The following is a 15,892-nucleotide window of genomic DNA, read 5'->3' on the forward strand; positions in this document are numbered from 1 at the left end:
ATGAAGGGCAAGCGTCAAGCCATACGCATGAAGGAAAGCGATGGCCGCGTGCCTTGCAATGCGCAGGATACGTCGTCATATCAGCTTTCGGCCTGACCCGAGGACGATGCCATGCCAACCTTGTTCCGTTTCCTTTTCTTTTGCGCCACTGCCGTTGCGATCGTTTACGGCATCATGTGGTCGCTGGTGGTTTTCGTGGAGCCGCGGGAACGGGAAGTCACCGTTCGCATTCCATCTGAGCGCGTCAATCCGCCAGCGCAATAATCAGCGGAGGCCACCTTGTCCGATCTGAGCCGGGCCCGCGTGGAGGCCTTTCTGGAGATGATGAGCGCTGAACGCGGCGCCGCGGCCAACACGCTTTCATCCTATGAACGCGATCTGGACGATCTCCACGAGTTCCTGTCCTCCCGCCGCATTAGCCTGTACGCGGCCGACCGGCAGGCCCTTTCCGCCTATCTGTCGGACCTCGCCAGGCGAGGATACGAGCCGACCTCGCAGGCGCGGCGCCTCTCCACTATGCGGCAGTTCTACAAGTTTCTCTATGCCGAGGGCTTGAGAGGCGACGATCCGACGGCGATCCTCGATTCCCCGAAAAAAGCGCACGCCTTGCCCAAGACGCTCTCGATGGAGGACGTGAACCGACTGCTCTCGCTGGCCGCAGAGGAAGCGGCCCTGCCGGACCCAGGGCAATTATCCCGGCTGCGCATGCTGGCCCTGCTGGAACTGCTTTATGCGACAGGCATGCGCGTCAGCGAACTGGTGGCGCTGCCGGTCAAGGTTCTGGCCCAGGAAGGGCGTTTCCTGATGATCCGCGGCAAGGGAAACAAGGAAAGGCTGGTGCCTCTCTCCCGTGCGGCGATCGCGGCAGTTGCCCACTACGGTCAAAGGCTGGCCGCGGATACGGGCGGCGAGACCGGCCCTTTCCTTTTCCCCGCCGCCAGCAAGGAAGGTTATTTGCCCCGGCAGGTTTTCGCCCGCGACCTTAAGGATCTTGCAATCCGAGCCGGCTTGAAGGCGTCAGCCATTTCTCCGCATGTGTTGCGCCATGCCTTTGCCAGCCACCTCCTGCAGAACGGCGCGGATCTGCGCGTTGTGCAGGAATTGCTGGGCCACAGCGACATTTCCACGACCCAAATCTATACACATGTGCTGGATGAAAGGCTCCAGAAGCTGGTCCAGACACATCACCCCCTTGCAAAACAGGCCAAAAACCACGATTAGAGCCTCGGCTCTCCAGACTGGCAATGCCAGCGCCATGTTTAAGAATGGCCCAGGGCAGAAAGATCGGAACGGATTTCATGCACAATTATCTCGACTTCGAAAAGCCCATCTCCGACCTCGAGGCAAAGATCCACGAGTTGAAGAAACTTGCCGAGGAAGACCAGAGCATCGACACGTCCGAGGAAATCGGTCGACTGGAAGCCAGGGTCGGCGAGGCCATGGTGGAGATCTATTCCAAGCTCAACGCCTGGCAAAAGACGCAGGTCGCGCGCCATCCGCAGCGTCCGCATTTCGTTGACTACGCAGCCAGGCTGTTTACGGATTTCACGCCGCTTGCAGGCGACCGCAAATTCTCCGAGGACGCCGCGATCCAGGCCGGCCTCGCCCGGTTCCGCGGCCAGGCGGTCGCCGTCATCGGGCAGGAAAAGGGCAACGACACCAAGTCGCGTCTCAAGCACAATTTCGGAAGCCCCCGTCCGGAGGGCTATCGCAAGGCCATCCGCATCATGGAAATGGCCGACCGCTTTGGCCTGCCGGTCGTCAGCCTGATCGACACAGCCGGCGCTTATCCCGGCGTCGGCGCCGAAGAACGCGGCCAGGCGGAAGCGATCGCCCGTTCGACGGAAATGTGTCTTTCGCTGCACGTTCCGATCATCTCGGTCGTTATCGGTGAAGGCGGCTCCGGGGGCGCCATCGCGATCGCAACCGGTAACCGCGTCTATATGCTGGAACACGCGATCTATTCGGTTATTTCGCCGGAAGGTGCCGCGTCCATCCTCTGGCGCGATTCCACCCGCGCCAAGGAGGCAGCCACCAACATGAAGATCACTGCCGACGACCTCAAGGGACTCGGCGTTATCGACGGTATCATCCCCGAGCCGGTCGGCGGCGCCCACCGTGATCCGGAGCGCGTGATCGATACCGCTGGCGATGTCATCGCGGGCGCCCTTGCAGAGCTTTCTGGCCAGCCGGGCGAAAAGCTGCGCAACGACCGCCGCCAGAAATTCCTCAATATCGGGCGCAATCTCTGAGGCTTGCAGTGCAAAGCGGCCACAATCCTGCTGCTTTGCAGCGTTAGGGGCGGCACTATACTGGTCGGGCAAGCGCCTTTGGTTTATGGTTTGTAAAGATTGAAATCATAAACTGGCAACATGGCGCTTTCCGACGAAAGCACTTGTATCTTCTTCGAGATGAGCCGTCCCGAATGCGTTGGAAATCGTCAGTCCTCGTTTTGACCCTCGCCACAGTCCTGGCCGGTTGCACAGTCAACGAAACGCTCGAAACCGTCGATCTTTCCCAGGTTAGGGACAAGGACGATCATCCCCTTTCGCCGAAGATCCTCGCGGACATGCAGGCCAAGGGCATGGATCGCAACTCGCCGATCGCCATCCGCATCTTCAAGGAAGAAGGCGTTCTGGAGATCTGGAAAGCCAAGACGGACAACCGTTTCGAAAAGATCAAGGAATACGCGATCTGCGCCTGGTCCGGCCGCCTCGGCCCGAAGATGAAGGAAGGGGACCGGCAGGCACCGGAAGGCTTCTATCCCCTCTCGCCCCAGCATCTCAATCCGAATTCCAAATATTACCTGGCGATCAACACCGGCTTCCCGAACCGTTACGATGTTGCGAACGGCCGCAACGGCACGAACCTGATGATCCATGGCGCTTGCTCGTCGGCCGGTTGCTATTCGATGACCGACGAACAGATTCTCGAGATCTACGCCTTTGCCCGCGACGCTTTCAAGGGTGGACAGCAGACCATTCAGTTGCAGGCCTTCCCCTTCCGCATGACGGCGGAAAACATGGCGCGCCATCGCAACAGCCCGCATTTCGAATTCTGGCAGATGCTGAAGGTGGGTTATGACAATTTCGAGGTGACCAAGCGGCCGCCCGAAGTCGGCATATGCGGCAAGAAATATGTCTTCAACCAGCAGGTGGAAGGCGGCAAGGCCATGAGTGCGGGCGCAGCCTGCCCGCCCATGTCGACCCCGCCGGCGCTGGAAATGGCGTTGAATTCCTATAACAAGACCTACCAGATGGCCTATGAAAAGGCCTTGAAGAAGCTTGGCGACAAGGTCTGGTACGATCCGACCGAAGCCGAGCGCAAGGCGATCGTCGCTGATCAGCGCAAGGGTCACGATCTCGCTTATGCGCCGACCGGTTCCGCCCTGAAGGCCGGCAAGCTTGTCTCGGTGGAGGACGCCGAGAAAATGCAGCTTGCTCAGACCGCTGCGCCGACCTCGGCTCCGGCCGCGATTGCCCGCATGGCCGCTGCAAAACCGAACCAGAGCACGCCCGCGCCGGCAACCGCACAGCTTCCGCAGCAGACCGCTGCGGCTCTGTCCGCGACCACCGCGCCGCAGGGCACGCCGGCCGCCGTTCCCGTACCGCAGCCCAATCCGCTGACGGCGACCGCGAACGCCGCCACCGCACCGGCACAGGAAACCGCTCAGGCCGAAAAGAAACCGTTCTGGAAGTTCTGGTAGTCGCCATGAGCGAGCCTGCGGTCTATGACCTCAAGGGACTGAAATGCCCCCTGCCGGTCCTCAAGACCCGCCGCCGACTGGCCGGCATGGTCGCCGGGGCCGAACTCAGGGTCGAAACCACCGATCCACTTGCTGTGATCGACATCCCGCATTTTTGCCGCGAAGACGGCCACGATCTCCTGGAGGCGACCAGGACCGACGACGGTCATCGTTTCCTCATCCGCAAGGGGCCGGATCGTTAGAGCCCGCTGTCCGCAAACCGGCAGCGGTTACGCGATGACGGCATGCGCCATGACACCAAATCTCGGCGCCTCATATCTTCAAGCCAGGAATGGCGAGAGGATTGTCTTCGAGCGCAGCCCTGTCCGGCCGGTCAATTCCGGGACGTCCGGTAAAGGCGTCGAACAGTTCGCGCACATAGCTTTCCGACAGATCCCTAGTAATCAACACCAGACGCGTGCGCCGATCCGATGGATCCGGCCAGCCCGGCAGGCGAACCGGCGGATGAAAGATGGACTGTACCCCGTGCAACACCACCGGCCAGTCCGGCCGGTCGGTCAGCCCCACCACGGCCTTCATGCGCAGCAGTTTATCTCCGTGGGTGGAGCGAAGAATATCGAGAAACATCTCCAGCGCCATCGGATCGATCGGCGCGTCATGGATGATCGAATAGGAACGGATGTCATCCCCGTGCCTGTTCACGTCATGATGGTGATGATGCCCATGGCTGTGGTGCCCGTGGTCATCATGATGGCCGTGACGATGTTCCTCCGCGATCTCGTCCTTTAGCCAACGGTCGACGTCGGCGATCTTCGTCGCCGGATCGTAAAGCCCGTTGACAAGAACGGCGGCCTTTCCGGCTTCCTCGCTGTCGCCATCGGTGACGACGGCACGCGGATTGAGCTCTCTGAGCCTCGCCACGAGCGCATCGATCCCTGCGGCATCGGCGAGGGTCTTCTTTGTCAGGATCAGCCGGTCGGCTACCGCGACCTGCCGTACCGCCTCAATGAAGCTGTCCAGCGTCTTCATGCCGTTGACGGCATCGACGACGGTTACCACGCCATCGAGATCGAAATGCTGGGCGATGGCCGGATGCCCCATCACCGATTGCATGACCGGCGCCGGATCGGCAAGTCCCGTCGTCTCGATCACGACCCGCGAGATCGGCTTCAACCTTCCGGTCTGCATGCCGTCGACCAGCATGGCCAACGTCTCGACCAGTTCGCCGCGAACCGTACAGCACAGGCAACCGTCCGCAAGCTCGATGACGGAGTCGTTCGATGCCTCCACCAACATGTGGTCGATTCCGACTTCTCCGAACTCGTTGATGATGACGGCGGCATCCTTCATCGCCGCATCCTTGAGGATACGGTTGAGAAGTGTCGACTTTCCGGCACCGAGGAAACCGGTGATGATCGAAACCGGAATCCGGCTTTTTACAGGCGACATGATATCTCTCGAAGTCAGAATGTGGGCCGTGGCCTCGGAATCGGCACGTTGGCGATCTCGGCGACATCGGCGCTACCCGGCTTCTTCGCGGGAGCTTCCGTACCGGGGATCAGACCCGCAAAGACCGTGCGTGGCGGCCGCCCCATTTCATGGATATAGGGCGAGCGCAGCTTCATGCGGCCGGCCTCGTCGCGCCCTTCGCTGCGAACTTCACGCGCCTTCGGATTGCAGACCTCGGCGCTAATATCGGTCACCTCGCCATAGGCGTCTCCATAGGGTTGCAGCGTATCGAGACGCGGGCCGGAATTGCCCGATGTCGTCAACGCCTTCTGCAGCAGTTCGGCGGAAATATCGGCGCGTCCGCCGAGACTGTCCGCACCGAGCACGACGGACACGACCGTGCGGCCGTTGCGCGTCGCCGAGGAAACCTGATTGAAGCCGGACGCACAGATATAACCAGTCTTCATGCCATCGGCGCCGTCGAAACGACCGATGAGCAGATTGTAATTGGGATATTCCTTTTTGCCGGTATTGATCCCTTCCAGCGAGAAATAACCGGCATATTCCGGAAACTGGCGCCGCAACGCGACCGCGAGGATCGCGAGATCACGAGCGGTTGTGTACTGGCCCTTGCCCGGAAGGCCATTGGGATTGATGAAATGCGAAGAGGTCATGCCGAGGCTCCTTGCATCCGCATTCATGCGCGCAACGAAGTTGTCGACCGACCCGCTGACCCGCTCGCCGATAGCGACAGCAATGTCGTTGGCCGATTTGACCAGCAGGATCTTGAGTGCGCTGTCGAGTGTCAACTGGGCGCCCGGCTTGTAGTACATCTTGCTCGCCGGCTGATCCGCTGCGTTTTTGCTCATCGTCACCACGCTTTCGAGCGAGACCTCGCCCGCACGGATCGCCTTGAAGGTCGAATAGGCGGTCATCATCTTGGTGAGCGATGCCGGATACCATTTGCGGAACGCATCTTCATGTTCGATCACCCGGCCCGACCCGACATCCACGACCATCTTGGGATTGGCATGGGAGAGCGTCGGAAACGCGAGAGTCAGGGCGCAGACGAAAGCTGCCAGTCCCCGACCGGTCTTCTGCGTTTTCTGCACGGCGGAATACTTCGTCGACACGATCAGTCCTCTTCGGATGCGGATGAGTCTCGCAAATGGCAATTATTTGCCCTATGACTTCAAGCAATGGCAAAGCCCATTGAATACGTCAATCTTGAGGCGCACATTCCCGCGCCGTCCCAAGCAATACTCTGAAATCGTCGAGCAGGAAAGCAACATGCCGATATTGAACCGCGCTGCCGAACTCCAGGCGGAGGTCAGCGAATGGCGTCGCCATCTTCATGCCAATCCGGAAATTCTCTACGATGTCGAGAACACCGCGGCCTTCGTCGCAGACAAGCTCAAGGAATTCGGCGTTGACGAAATCGTGACCGGCATCGGGAGAACCGGGGTCGTGGGCGTAATCAACGGACGTGGCGAGAGCCGTCGCTCCATCGGCCTGCGCGCCGACATGGATGCGCTGCCGATCGAGGAGATCAGCGGCAAGCCATGGGCCTCGAAAATCGCCGGTAGGATGCATGCCTGCGGCCATGACGGACATACCGCCATGCTGCTGGGTGCGGCAAAATACCTCGCAGAAACCCGCAACTTCAACGGCAGGGTCATCGTCATCTTCCAGCCGGCGGAAGAAGGCGGCGCAGGAGCGCTCGCCATGGTCCAGGACGGGCTGATGGAACGTTTCGGCATCGAGGAAGTCTATGGCATGCACAACATGCCAGGCCAGCCGGTCGGCACCTTCTCGATCCGCAAGGGCGGCATCATGGCTGCTCCGGACAAGTTTTTCATCACCGTCAAAGGCCGCGGCGGCCACGCGGCCGAACCGCATAATACGGTAGACCCGATCGCCATCGGCGCCCAGATCGTCACCAACCTGCAGCTGATCGCCGCGCGAAACGCCAACCCGCTGCGCTCCGTCGTGGTTTCCGTCACCCGCTTCAACGCCGGAACGACCCATAACATCATTCCGGAAGAGGCTTCGCTGACCGGCACCGTCCGTTCGCTCGACGAAAACGTTCGCGACCTCGCCGAAAAGCGTATCTATGACATTGCCCACGGCCTTGCCGCCGCCAACGGCGCGGAAGCGGAAGTCGTCTACGAACGTGCCTGCCCGGTCACGGTCAATCATCCGGAAGAAACCGAACATGCCGCCCGCGCCGCCATGGACGTCGCCGGCAAGGACAAGGTCAACACCGAGATCGATCCCTCGATGGCCGGGGAGGATTTCGCCTTCATGCTGCAGTCGAGACCCGGCGCCTATATCATGATCGGCCACGGCGACACCCCCGGACTGCACAATCCGTCCTACGACTTCAACGACGAGGTTCTTGCCTATGGCATATCCTATTGGGTGCGCCTCGCCGAACAGCGACTGACCGATTGATGCCACACCCTGCAGCCGCAAAAGGGCTTGGCTTCCCGCCCGGCCTTTTGTATGGATGCGTCGAGTGGTCCCGTAGCTCAGCAGGATAGAGCATCAGATTCCTAATCTGGGGGTCGCGCGTTCGAATCGCGCCGGGATCACCATTCCTTCCTGCTGCGGGTCGAGCGGGCAATCGCACCGGGAATATTTACCAGTCTTTCAGATTCCCCCTCGTGAATAGCGCTTCACATCTTGATCGCGAATGCTGCATTCGACGATATTGGGCGCGTCATCATTGCTGCGGGGGCGCAATGCAGAACGAAATCAGCATCACCGGTCTCGAAATCCGCACGCTGCAGGAGATGGGATGGCCGTTATGGCTTTTCGCCATAGTGGCTTTCGTGGGCGTGTTTGCCATACTGCGGCGGGCTGCATCGAGACCGCAGAACATCGAAACCACTTTCCGCAAGACATTCTCCCTGACGGACGACGAGATGATGGAGGCCATCATCCGGCATTACATGGGAAAGCACGCCTGCGACCGGCAGGATGCGATGCGGCAGCTTCTGCGGGAAGTGGACCCCGAACTGGTACGGCCCTGACGGTTCTTCGCCCCAAGGGGCATTCACCCGGCGACGAAGCAGCGATCTTTCGGCCGTTTCAAAGACCCGGCGCTCAATAGCACTTGGTGCCTTCGGCACTTCCGATGCTGGCGGTAAGCTGGCCGTCGAGATGCGGCCTGTCGTCCCCGAGGGCCCACACACCGACGCCGATCAATCCCGCCCACATGGCGAGTGAAATGTTAGTCGCGACAATGAGGGCTTTCATCCTCGTGGTCATGGCGGGTTGCTCCTGGATCAGTCTGGAGCAGAATGGCAGAGAGGTTTTTGAGTCCGCTTAAGCCGATCGCTAAAATTCGATCTATCTCTTCGATTTTCGCGTCGTCCAGCCGGACTGACGCTTTTGATCGATGGCGCGCTGAAGCGCGAAGGCGGCCTCGATCAGGCGGTTTGGAACCGGCTCTCCTTCGATGGCGCCATGCAGCAAGTCCAGCTTGCGGCGAACCAGCCGGCTGTCAGCCTTCGTATCCTGCGCATTGCTGCCTGGATCGTTCCCCATGCCCACCTCCAGCGGTCCGAAAGGCCCGTCTCCGTCATCTTTCTCCGGGGCGCAGCCCTGTTTCGCGGCGATATGCCTACCCTTCGCCAGTTCTTCGTCCTGTCATTCCAACCGTTCGCGGCTCCGGATGTTCCTGCGCAAACGCGATACCCCGTTGGCGCCGGCCGGAACCACAGCAGGCGGGCGGCGTTAAATAGCATATCTCCCGTCCGTATTGTTCGCCATAGAGGAAGACGACATTGGCAGCCCAGAGAGCCAGGCGCGATGCGCAGATGGAGGTGGTCGAACTCATTCCGGCGCTCCGGGCTTTTGCCCGAACCTTTTGCAGCAAGGCCGAGGATGCCGACGATCTCGTTCAGGAAACCCTGACCAAGGCGCTTGGCAATCTCGACAAGTTCGAGCCGGGCACCCGCCTGAAGTCATGGCTGTTCACCATCATGCGCAACAGCTTTTTCACGAACATCCGGCGGCGGGGTCGCGAAAATGTCGGCCTGCCCGACGACATAGCCGAATATCTGACGGTGGAAGCCAGCCAGGAATGGTCGGTAGAGGTCGAAGACGTTCGCCGCGCGCTCTGGAGGCTACCTGAGCACCATCGCGAGATGCTGATATTGATCGTCATGCTGGGAGAACGCTACGAGGACGCGGCCGCCATATGCGGCTGTCCCATGGGGACGGTGAAGAGCCGTTTGAACCGCGCAAGGCGACAATTGCTCAGGGAATTGGGAGAAGCGCCACAAGAAACAGACGACCGAGAACCGGGCGGATCCATTCGGTCGAACCTGCGGCGCGTTTGACCTGTGTATTCATTTCTCGGAATTGGGAAGGACGGGTCCCGGCAAATCGCGGGACCCGCTATCGCGACGCAATCAGGCCGCCTTCTTCCGCGCTGCGACATTGACGGCGCTTTCGGCAAGCTTGGTCAACGCGTCATCCGTCGCGCTTTCTTCTTCCAAGGTGGCATCCAGCAAGGCGACTGCCTTGGAATGGCCGAGCTGCTTGGCCCAGGCCCGCAGCGTGCCATAACGGCTGATTTCGTAATGTTCGACCGCCTGTGCCGCCGCCAGCAGCCCGGCATCGAGTGCGGGCGTTCCCTTGAACTCCTCGAGGATCTCCTCGCCTTCCTCGATAATCCCGTCGATCGCCGGACACGTCTTGCCCCGAGCCCGCTTGCCGATGATCTCGAAAACCTGCTGCAGACGCTCGACCTGTCCCTCGGTTTCCTCCTTATGCTTCTCGAATGCCATCTTCAGCTTGGAATCCTGTGCGCCGCGCGCCATCTTCGGCAGAGCTTTCAGGATCTTGCGCTCGGCGTAATAGATGTCCTTGAGGGTTTCAAGAAACAGGTCATCAAGAGTCTTCTGTGTCATTACCGCTGTCTCCTCATCATGCTGAATTGCACAGGATGAGAACCAAGCACGGGCGGCTTTGTTCCGGAAAATTCGAGCGCCCTGCGGTCAGCCGCGCAACGCACGCAGGGCATTCAGGATTACCGCCACGTCGATCACTTCCTGCAACAGTGCGCCTTGGACGGGCGGGAGATATCCGCCCGCGGCAAAGATCATCGCCCCGACAGAAAGAGCCAGCCCCGCGACAACGCTTTGGCGGGCGATACGCCGCGTCCTGCGGGCAATCGCCAGAGCCTGCGGGAGGCGCTCCAGCATGTCGACCAAGAGTACCACGTCGGCGGTTTCGGAGGATGCAGCAGCGCCGCGCGCGCCCATGGCCACGCCCAGGTCGGCCGCGGCCAGGGCCGGCGCGTCGTTGACACCGTCTCCAATCATCATCACCGGACCATTGCGGCGTTCGCCCAGAACTACCTCCACCTTTTCTCCGGGCAGCAAGCCTCCCCGAATCTCGTCGACTCCCAGCATCCTGCCGGCAGCATCCACCACGTCGGCGCGATCCCCCGATGCGAGCACGAAGCGCCGGATGCCCTGTGCCCGGAACGCATCGATTGCCGCACCCGCGTCTGGGCGCAGCCGATCCGCCAGCAGGATGATACCCGCCACCTTGCCGTCGATGCCGAGGGCGACGACTGCAGTGCCGGGCGGCAGATCGGTGCCCAGAGCGCGAGGATCGCCGGACGAGCATCTGCCACGCACGAAATCGCTGCCGCCCACCACCACCGCGTGGCCGTCTATCCGGCCTTCCAGACCGGTACCCGGCGTTTCGACGACCTCCACAGGCGTGGAAAGAACCATGCCTCGCGTCTTTGCTTCGCACACCAGCGCTTCCGCGCTGACATGGTTGGAAGCCTGGTCGAGCGAAGCGGCAAGGCGCAAGACTTCGTCCTCCGGCACGGCACCGGAAGACCGGATCGCAACGACCCCCGCCTGTCCGCCGGTCAACGTACCGGTCTTGTCGAGCACCGCGACACGGATCGTCGCAAGCGTTTCGAGCGCTCCGCCGCTTTTCACCAGCACGCCGCGGGATGCAGCCCTTGAGAGGCCGGAGATGATCGCGACCGGAACCGCAAGGATAAGAGGACACGGCGTGGCAACGACGAGAACGGCAAGCGCTCGAGTGCTGTCTCCGCTCGCCCACCATGCGCTGCCGGCGAGCGCAAGCGTCAGCAACAGGAACCAGAGAGCATAGCGATCGGCAAGACGCATCATCGGCGCGCGGCTTTGCTGGGCCGTTTCCACCAGTCGCACGATGCCGGCATACGTGCTTTCCTCCGAACGCCGTAGTACCTCGAGATCAAAGGCGCTGCCCACCACGGTGCCACCGCTCGCCACCTCGTCCTGCCGTGAAAGCCGCACAGGGAGCGATTCACCGGTCAACGCCGACATGTCGACATCCGCCCGGTCGGACAGAAGTCGCCCATCGACAGGTACGACCTCGCCGCGCCGCATCAGGATACGTTCGCCGGGACAGAGACTTTCGATCGGCACTTCCTCCAAGTGGCCATCGACATAGCGCATGGCGGTACGGGCCACGCGACCAAGGAGCGCGGTCATTTCCCGCCTCGCTCGCCCTTCGGCGAAATTTTCGAGTTGCTGTCCTCCGGCATACATCAGCGCCACGATGGCGCCTGCAAGCGGTTCCCCGAAAGCCAGCGCCGCCGACATGGAAAGCCCGGCGATCACATCGACGCCGAGATGCCCCCTCGCAAGCGACTGCAGGATTTCCACTGCAAGTGCAGCGAGGACAACCCCCGTTCCGCCGAACCACGCAAGCATTGCAAGATCGGGACGAGCGAGGAAAAAGGCAAGACCGCCACCGCCGAGCGCTGCGAGCGCGAGAACGGCGAGAAATACCGATCCATAGTCGCGCGCGAACACCGATATGGACCTCATAGCTTCCTCACCCCGCCACCACCAATCGCCGTCGAGCCGAACGAGCATTTATAAGCAATGCTTGCCGCCCGCCGCTTTCCCTTGTAGACGGATCGGCGAATGAAGCAATCTCCGGACAAACCCATATGACGACGGACACCGGAAGGCCGCGACGCCTCACAATCCTCGGTTCCACCGGTTCGATCGGCGTCAATACACTCGATGTCGTACGGCAACTTGGCGGACGCGACACCTTCGAGGTTATGGCACTGACGGGCAACGGCAATATCGAGCTTCTGGCACAGCAGGCGCGCGAGACGGGTGCGAAGCTGGCGGTGACCGCGGACGAAAGCCAGTATATCGCCTTGAAGGACGCGCTTTCCGGCAGCGGTGTCGACGTTGCGGCAGGCGTGTCGGGGCTCGACGAGGCGGCAAGCCTTGAGGCCGAATGGGTCATGGCGGCAATCGTCGGTACGGCGGGGCTTGCCCCCACGCTGAAAGCCGCAAGCCGCGGCGCTGACATCGCACTCGCAAACAAGGAATGTCTGGTGTCGGCAGGTGAACTCTTCGTCGAGGCCGTCCGTGCCGGCGGCGGGAGGCTTATCCCGGTCGATAGCGAGCACAGCGCGATCTTCCAGTGTCTCGACAATCAACAGCGGCACGCTTTGGAGCGGATCATCCTTACCGCGTCCGGTGGCCCTTTCCGCACCTTCACACGCGACCAGATGGCGGGCGTCACCGTTGAGACGGCAAGAACCCATCCCAACTGGTCGATGGGCCTGAAGATTTCTGTCGGCAGCGCCTCGATGTTCAACAAAGCGCTGGAAATGGTCGAAGCCAAGCATCTCTTCAGTCTGCGCCCCGATCAGGTCGAGGTGATCGTCCATCCTCAGTCGATCGTTCATTCGATGGTCGGCTACAGCGACGGTTCGGTCATCGCCCAGCTCGGCACACCTGACATGCGCACCGCCATCGGCTATGCGCTGACTTATCCGAGGCGCCCGAAGCTGGATGTGGAAAGGCTCGATTTCGCCAAACTGGCCCGGCTCGATTTCGAAGCACCCGACGAGGCTCGGTTTCCGGCACTGCGGCTCGCACGCATCGCGCTGGAACGCGGCGGGGTACAGGCTGCGATAATGAATGCCGCGGAGGAAACCGCCTTCAACGCTTTTGTGGAACGGCGGATCGGCTTCCTCGACATGGCCGAGGTCGTTGAGGCCGTGATGGACCGGCTTGTCTCATGCCCGCCTGCGTCGACGATCGCCGACGTCTTCGCCGCAGATGCCGAGGCAAGGCGGACCGCCGCTCAGATCATTACCATCCGAGAACAGGCTGCCTGAAATCCCACTCCCGCCGCGCAAGCTGTTCAGCGGCGGCCATAGACCGCACGTCGCAGCATCTCGGGATAAAAACCCATGCAACCCTCAAGGGCCGTGTTCGTCATGCTGACGACCGTCAGACCTTCGGCCGGATCGATGAACCATGTGTTGCCGTAGACGCCGCCCCATTGGACCGCTCCGGGCGGCAGCGCGGTTCCTGCCTCGCGGGGATCGGTAATCACCGCGCCAAAGAACCCGAAGCGTGAGCCGGGCTCACCCTCGATATTCCCGATCTGGTTGGAAAGGCCGGCTATGGCGGTTTCGGGTTTCAGGATCGGCGCACCGCCGGTGCGAAGCGTTTCCAGAAGCTTGAGAAGGTCGTCCGCCGTGCCCGCCATGCCGGCCCCGCCTGACTGGAAAGCCTTGGGATTGAAGATCCGTGAAGGGGAAAAGACGGCCCTCCAGCCTGCATCTTCTCCGGCAACCCAGGGATCGGACATGCGGACAGGCCGCGACGGGCCGTCTCCGTAAGCCACGGTGAGACGGCCGGGATCGGTCACGTGAAAGCGCGCATCGTGCATCCCGAGAGGACCGGCGACATAGTGAACCACGGCTGCTTCGAGGCTGCCGCCATGCACGGCGGCGACCACACCGCCGAGAATGTCCGTCGCGAAGGAATAAGCCCAGCGTTCGCCAGGCGCAAAGGCGAGCGGAATATCGTTGTGGCGCGCGAAATTTTCCTCCAGCCCGAGCTCCGTATCGGATATCCCAAGCGTAATCGCCCGGTCGGCGGGCAAGAGTTCCAGCCCCGGATTATAAACGAGACCGGATGTGTGGGTGAGAAGATGACGAACGGTGATCGCCGCCTCGGCCCCATCGGCGGTTTTCGGCCGAAACCATGGCAGGTATTCCGAAACCCGGTCGTCTAACCCGAACAGGCCCGCATCGACCATCGCCAGCGCCGTTGTCGCCACGATCGGCTTGGTGATGGAAGAATAGCGGAAGATGCTGTCGATCTGCATGGGGATACCGGCTTCGCGGTCCGAAAAACCAGCCGCGCGCCGCAGCAGAGGTTCGCCGTTCCGATAGACCAGCACCACGGCGCCGGTGATGCGCTCCTGTTCGACAGCATGATCGATCATCCGGTCGACACGATCTGCAACAGTCATTCCTGAAAATCCATGAAACGAAAAATGCGGACCATGTTTCCATGGTCCGCATCGAAATGACAGCGATCGAATAAAGGATCAAGCAACAGCCCGGGCAAGCGCGCAACGCGACCACAACTGATGCAGCGCACCGACCAGATGATCGATATCGGCATCCGAATGCAGCGGTGTCGGGGTAATGCGCAGGCGCTCCGTCTTCTTCGGCACGGTCGGATAGTTGATCGGCTGCACGTAGATGTTGAAGTTGTCGAGCAGGATGTCGGAGATCCACTTGCACTTGGCCGCATCGCCGACCATCACCGGAACGATGTGGCTCGGGTTCGGCATGTGCGGAATGCCACGGGCATCGAGCATGGAACGCAGGCGCCGCACCCGTTCCTGATGAGCGAAACGCTCGATCTGGCTCGACTTCAGATGACGGATCGAAGCGACCGCGCCGGCAGCCAGCGACGGCGGCAGCGCTGTCGTGAAGATGAATCCGGATGCAAAGGAACGGATAAAATCGCAAAGCGCATTAGAAGCCGCGATGTAACCGCCCATCACGCCGAAGGCCTTGCCGAGCGTGCCTTCGATGATCGTCAGGCGATCCATCAGGCCTTCGCGTTCGGCAACACCGCCACCGCGCGGACCGTACATGCCGACAGCATGCACCTCGTCGAGATAGGTCATCGCGCCGTACTTGTCGGCGAGATCGCAGATTTCCTTGATCGGGGCGATATCGCCATCCATCGAGTAGACCGATTCGAAGGCGATGAGCTTCGGCGCCCTGGGGTCGGCCGCCGCCAGCTTGGCTTCGAGGTCCTTGAGATCGTTATGTTTCCAGATCACCCGCTCGCACTTCGCATAGCGGATACCTTCGATCATCGATGCGTGGTTGAGCGCATCGGAGAAGATGATGAGTCCGGGGATCTTCTGGCCAAGCGTACCGAGCGTCGCCCAGTTGGAAATATAGCCGGAGGTGAAGATCAGCGCGGATTCCTTGCCGTGCAAGTCGGCGAGTTCACGCTCCAGAAGGACGTGGTAATGATTGGTGCCAGAAATATTCCGGGTGCCTCCCGCACCCGCGCCACAGTGATCGATGGCCGACTTCATCGCCTCGATCACGGCCGGGTTCTGGCCCATGCCCAGATAGTCGTTGGAACACCAGACGGTAACGTCGTGCTGACCGTCCTGGGTATAGCGCGTGGCGCGGGGGAAATTGCCCTGCTGCCGCTCAAGATCCGCAAAAACCCGGTAACGCCCTTCTTCGTGAAGGCCTTCCAGTTGGCTCTTGAAAAACGCCTCGAAATCCATCGTCAAAAACTCCAGCCTGCTATTTCCCTTTTGGGATCCAACGCGTCGGCGGTCAACCCCGGCTTTGTAAATTCATTCTAAACTGCGACAAAAGGCGCGGCTTTGAGAATCTTTCCAGAGAAG

Annotated in this window: 17 protein-coding genes and 1 tRNA gene; 10 read left to right on the plus strand and 8 right to left on the minus strand. The window is 61.1% G+C overall.

Annotation, left to right across the window (positions count from 1 at the left end; all coding sequences use genetic code 11):
* Positions 1 to 111 precede the first annotated feature (111 nt).
* The 5 genes from ACLBKR_RS16790 to ACLBKR_RS16810 all read left to right on the plus strand — a co-directional run bounded on the left by ACLBKR_RS16790 (position 112) and on the right by ACLBKR_RS16810 (position 3,948).
* Positions 112 to 264 (plus strand): hypothetical protein, encoded by a 153-nt coding sequence (locus ACLBKR_RS16790; protein WP_414899734.1) that lies wholly within the window; start codon positions 112 to 114, stop codon positions 262 to 264.
* 15 nt (positions 265 to 279) lie between these two features.
* Positions 280 to 1,221, plus strand: coding sequence for a site-specific tyrosine recombinase XerD (gene xerD / locus ACLBKR_RS16795; RefSeq protein ID WP_113447399.1), 942 nt, complete (start codon positions 280 to 282; stop codon positions 1,219 to 1,221).
* A gap of 77 nt (positions 1,222 to 1,298) precedes the next feature.
* Entirely contained in the window at positions 1,299 to 2,252 is a 954-nt protein-coding gene (locus ACLBKR_RS16800) for an acetyl-CoA carboxylase carboxyltransferase subunit alpha (RefSeq protein ID WP_112830701.1), read from the plus strand.
* Between the two features lie 173 nt (positions 2,253 to 2,425).
* Positions 2,426 to 3,706 carry a L,D-transpeptidase family protein gene (locus ACLBKR_RS16805; RefSeq protein ID WP_112830374.1) on the plus strand — a complete coding sequence of 427 codons (1,281 nt, stop codon included), beginning with the start codon at positions 2,426 to 2,428 and terminating at the stop codon, positions 3,704 to 3,706.
* Positions 3,707 to 3,711: 5 nt separating this feature from the next.
* Complete coding sequence (locus ACLBKR_RS16810) at positions 3,712 to 3,948, plus strand: sulfurtransferase TusA family protein (protein WP_113425532.1); 237 nt, start codon at positions 3,712 to 3,714, stop codon at positions 3,946 to 3,948.
* 70 nt (positions 3,949 to 4,018) lie between these two features.
* On the opposite strand, the gene ACLBKR_RS16815 is transcribed toward ACLBKR_RS16810, so the two are convergent.
* A complete protein-coding gene (locus ACLBKR_RS16815; protein ID WP_113447400.1) occupies positions 4,019 to 5,155 on the minus strand; it encodes a CobW family GTP-binding protein in 1,137 nt (378 codons plus the stop codon).
* Positions 5,156 to 5,169: 14 nt separating this feature from the next.
* Positions 5,170 to 6,237 carry a D-alanyl-D-alanine carboxypeptidase family protein gene (locus ACLBKR_RS16820; protein WP_414901811.1) on the minus strand — a complete coding sequence of 356 codons (1,068 nt, stop codon included), beginning with the start codon at positions 6,235 to 6,237 and terminating at the stop codon, positions 5,170 to 5,172.
* A gap of 208 nt (positions 6,238 to 6,445) precedes the next feature.
* Here ACLBKR_RS16820 and ACLBKR_RS16825 point away from each other — a divergent pair, with 208 nt between their 5' ends.
* From ACLBKR_RS16825 to ACLBKR_RS16835, 3 genes are all read left to right on the plus strand, one after another.
* On the plus strand, positions 6,446 to 7,609 hold the full coding sequence (locus tag ACLBKR_RS16825) for a M20 aminoacylase family protein (protein ID WP_113447401.1): 1,164 nt from the start codon (positions 6,446 to 6,448) through the stop codon (positions 7,607 to 7,609).
* Positions 7,610 to 7,675: 66 nt separating this feature from the next.
* Positions 7,676 to 7,752, plus strand: a tRNA-Arg gene (locus ACLBKR_RS16830).
* 147 nt (positions 7,753 to 7,899) lie between these two features.
* A complete protein-coding gene (locus ACLBKR_RS16835) occupies positions 7,900 to 8,190 on the plus strand; it encodes a hypothetical protein (protein ID WP_113447402.1) in 291 nt (96 codons plus the stop codon).
* Between the two features lie 73 nt (positions 8,191 to 8,263).
* Here the strand turns inward: ACLBKR_RS16835 and ACLBKR_RS16840 are convergent, their stop codons facing one another.
* Together ACLBKR_RS16840 and ACLBKR_RS16845 are read right to left on the minus strand one after the other, a co-directional pair.
* On the minus strand, positions 8,264 to 8,428 hold the full coding sequence (locus ACLBKR_RS16840) for a hypothetical protein (protein WP_162708312.1): 165 nt from the start codon (positions 8,426 to 8,428) through the stop codon (positions 8,264 to 8,266).
* 81 nt (positions 8,429 to 8,509) lie between these two features.
* Complete coding sequence (locus ACLBKR_RS16845) at positions 8,510 to 8,707, minus strand: hypothetical protein (protein WP_112830379.1); 198 nt, start codon at positions 8,705 to 8,707, stop codon at positions 8,510 to 8,512.
* Between the two features lie 239 nt (positions 8,708 to 8,946).
* Here ACLBKR_RS16845 and ACLBKR_RS16850 point away from each other — a divergent pair, with 239 nt between their 5' ends.
* Complete coding sequence (locus ACLBKR_RS16850; protein WP_244710545.1) at positions 8,947 to 9,504, plus strand: sigma-70 family RNA polymerase sigma factor; 558 nt, start codon at positions 8,947 to 8,949, stop codon at positions 9,502 to 9,504.
* Between the two features lie 72 nt (positions 9,505 to 9,576).
* Here ACLBKR_RS16850 and ACLBKR_RS16855 read toward each other — a convergent pair whose 3' ends face one another.
* Together ACLBKR_RS16855 and ACLBKR_RS16860 are read right to left on the minus strand one after the other, a co-directional pair.
* Positions 9,577 to 10,077, minus strand: a complete 501-nt coding sequence (locus ACLBKR_RS16855) for a ferritin-like domain-containing protein (RefSeq protein WP_112830380.1) — start codon at positions 10,075 to 10,077, stop codon at positions 9,577 to 9,579.
* 87 nt (positions 10,078 to 10,164) lie between these two features.
* On the minus strand, positions 10,165 to 12,009 hold the full coding sequence (locus tag ACLBKR_RS16860) for a heavy metal translocating P-type ATPase (RefSeq protein WP_113486178.1): 1,845 nt from the start codon (positions 12,007 to 12,009) through the stop codon (positions 10,165 to 10,167).
* A 125-nt stretch (positions 12,010 to 12,134) separates the two neighbouring features.
* On the opposite strand from ACLBKR_RS16860, the gene dxr reads away from it, so the two are divergent.
* Positions 12,135 to 13,328, plus strand: a complete 1,194-nt coding sequence (gene dxr, locus ACLBKR_RS16865) for a 1-deoxy-D-xylulose-5-phosphate reductoisomerase (protein ID WP_113447404.1) — start codon at positions 12,135 to 12,137, stop codon at positions 13,326 to 13,328.
* A gap of 26 nt (positions 13,329 to 13,354) precedes the next feature.
* Here dxr and ACLBKR_RS16870 read toward each other — a convergent pair whose 3' ends face one another.
* Together ACLBKR_RS16870 and hemA are read right to left on the minus strand one after the other, a co-directional pair.
* Complete coding sequence (locus ACLBKR_RS16870) at positions 13,355 to 14,476, minus strand: serine hydrolase domain-containing protein (RefSeq protein ID WP_113447405.1); 1,122 nt, start codon at positions 14,474 to 14,476, stop codon at positions 13,355 to 13,357.
* 78 nt (positions 14,477 to 14,554) lie between these two features.
* Positions 14,555 to 15,769, minus strand: coding sequence for a 5-aminolevulinate synthase (hemA, locus tag ACLBKR_RS16875; protein WP_113486180.1), 1,215 nt, complete (start codon positions 15,767 to 15,769; stop codon positions 14,555 to 14,557).
* Positions 15,770 to 15,892: the final 123 nt, after the last annotated feature.

Origin of the sequence: Paenirhizobium cremeum, assembly GCF_047553425.1 — a bacterium.
Classification (GTDB): domain Bacteria; phylum Pseudomonadota; class Alphaproteobacteria; order Rhizobiales; family Rhizobiaceae; genus Allorhizobium; species Allorhizobium cremeum.

Bases quoted from the DNA above. Each gene is read 5' to 3' on its own strand.
- ACLBKR_RS16790 (WP_414899734.1), top strand. From the start codon at position 112: ATGCCAACCTTGTTCCGTTTCCTTTTCTTTTGCGCCACTGCCGTTGCG.
- ACLBKR_RS16800 (WP_112830701.1), top strand. From the start codon at position 1,299: ATGCACAATTATCTCGACTTCGAAAAGCCCATCTCCGACCTCGAGGCA.
- ACLBKR_RS16805 (WP_112830374.1), top strand. From the start codon at position 2,426: ATGCGTTGGAAATCGTCAGTCCTCGTTTTGACCCTCGCCACAGTCCTG.
- ACLBKR_RS16810 (WP_113425532.1), top strand. From the start codon at position 3,712: ATGAGCGAGCCTGCGGTCTATGACCTCAAGGGACTGAAATGCCCCCTG.
- ACLBKR_RS16815 (WP_113447400.1), bottom strand. From the start codon at position 5,155: ATGTCGCCTGTAAAAAGCCGGATTCCGGTTTCGATCATCACCGGTTTC.
- ACLBKR_RS16825 (WP_113447401.1), top strand. From the start codon at position 6,446: ATGCCGATATTGAACCGCGCTGCCGAACTCCAGGCGGAGGTCAGCGAA.
- ACLBKR_RS16835 (WP_113447402.1), top strand. From the start codon at position 7,900: ATGCAGAACGAAATCAGCATCACCGGTCTCGAAATCCGCACGCTGCAG.
- ACLBKR_RS16840 (WP_162708312.1), bottom strand. From the start codon at position 8,428: ATGACCACGAGGATGAAAGCCCTCATTGTCGCGACTAACATTTCACTC.
- ACLBKR_RS16845 (WP_112830379.1), bottom strand. From the start codon at position 8,707: ATGGGGAACGATCCAGGCAGCAATGCGCAGGATACGAAGGCTGACAGC.
- ACLBKR_RS16855 (WP_112830380.1), bottom strand. From the start codon at position 10,077: ATGACACAGAAGACTCTTGATGACCTGTTTCTTGAAACCCTCAAGGAC.
- ACLBKR_RS16860 (WP_113486178.1), bottom strand. From the start codon at position 12,009: ATGAGGTCCATATCGGTGTTCGCGCGCGACTATGGATCGGTATTTCTC.
- dxr (WP_113447404.1), top strand. From the start codon at position 12,135: ATGACGACGGACACCGGAAGGCCGCGACGCCTCACAATCCTCGGTTCC.
- ACLBKR_RS16870 (WP_113447405.1), bottom strand. From the start codon at position 14,476: ATGACTGTTGCAGATCGTGTCGACCGGATGATCGATCATGCTGTCGAA.
- hemA (WP_113486180.1), bottom strand. From the start codon at position 15,769: ATGGATTTCGAGGCGTTTTTCAAGAGCCAACTGGAAGGCCTTCACGAA.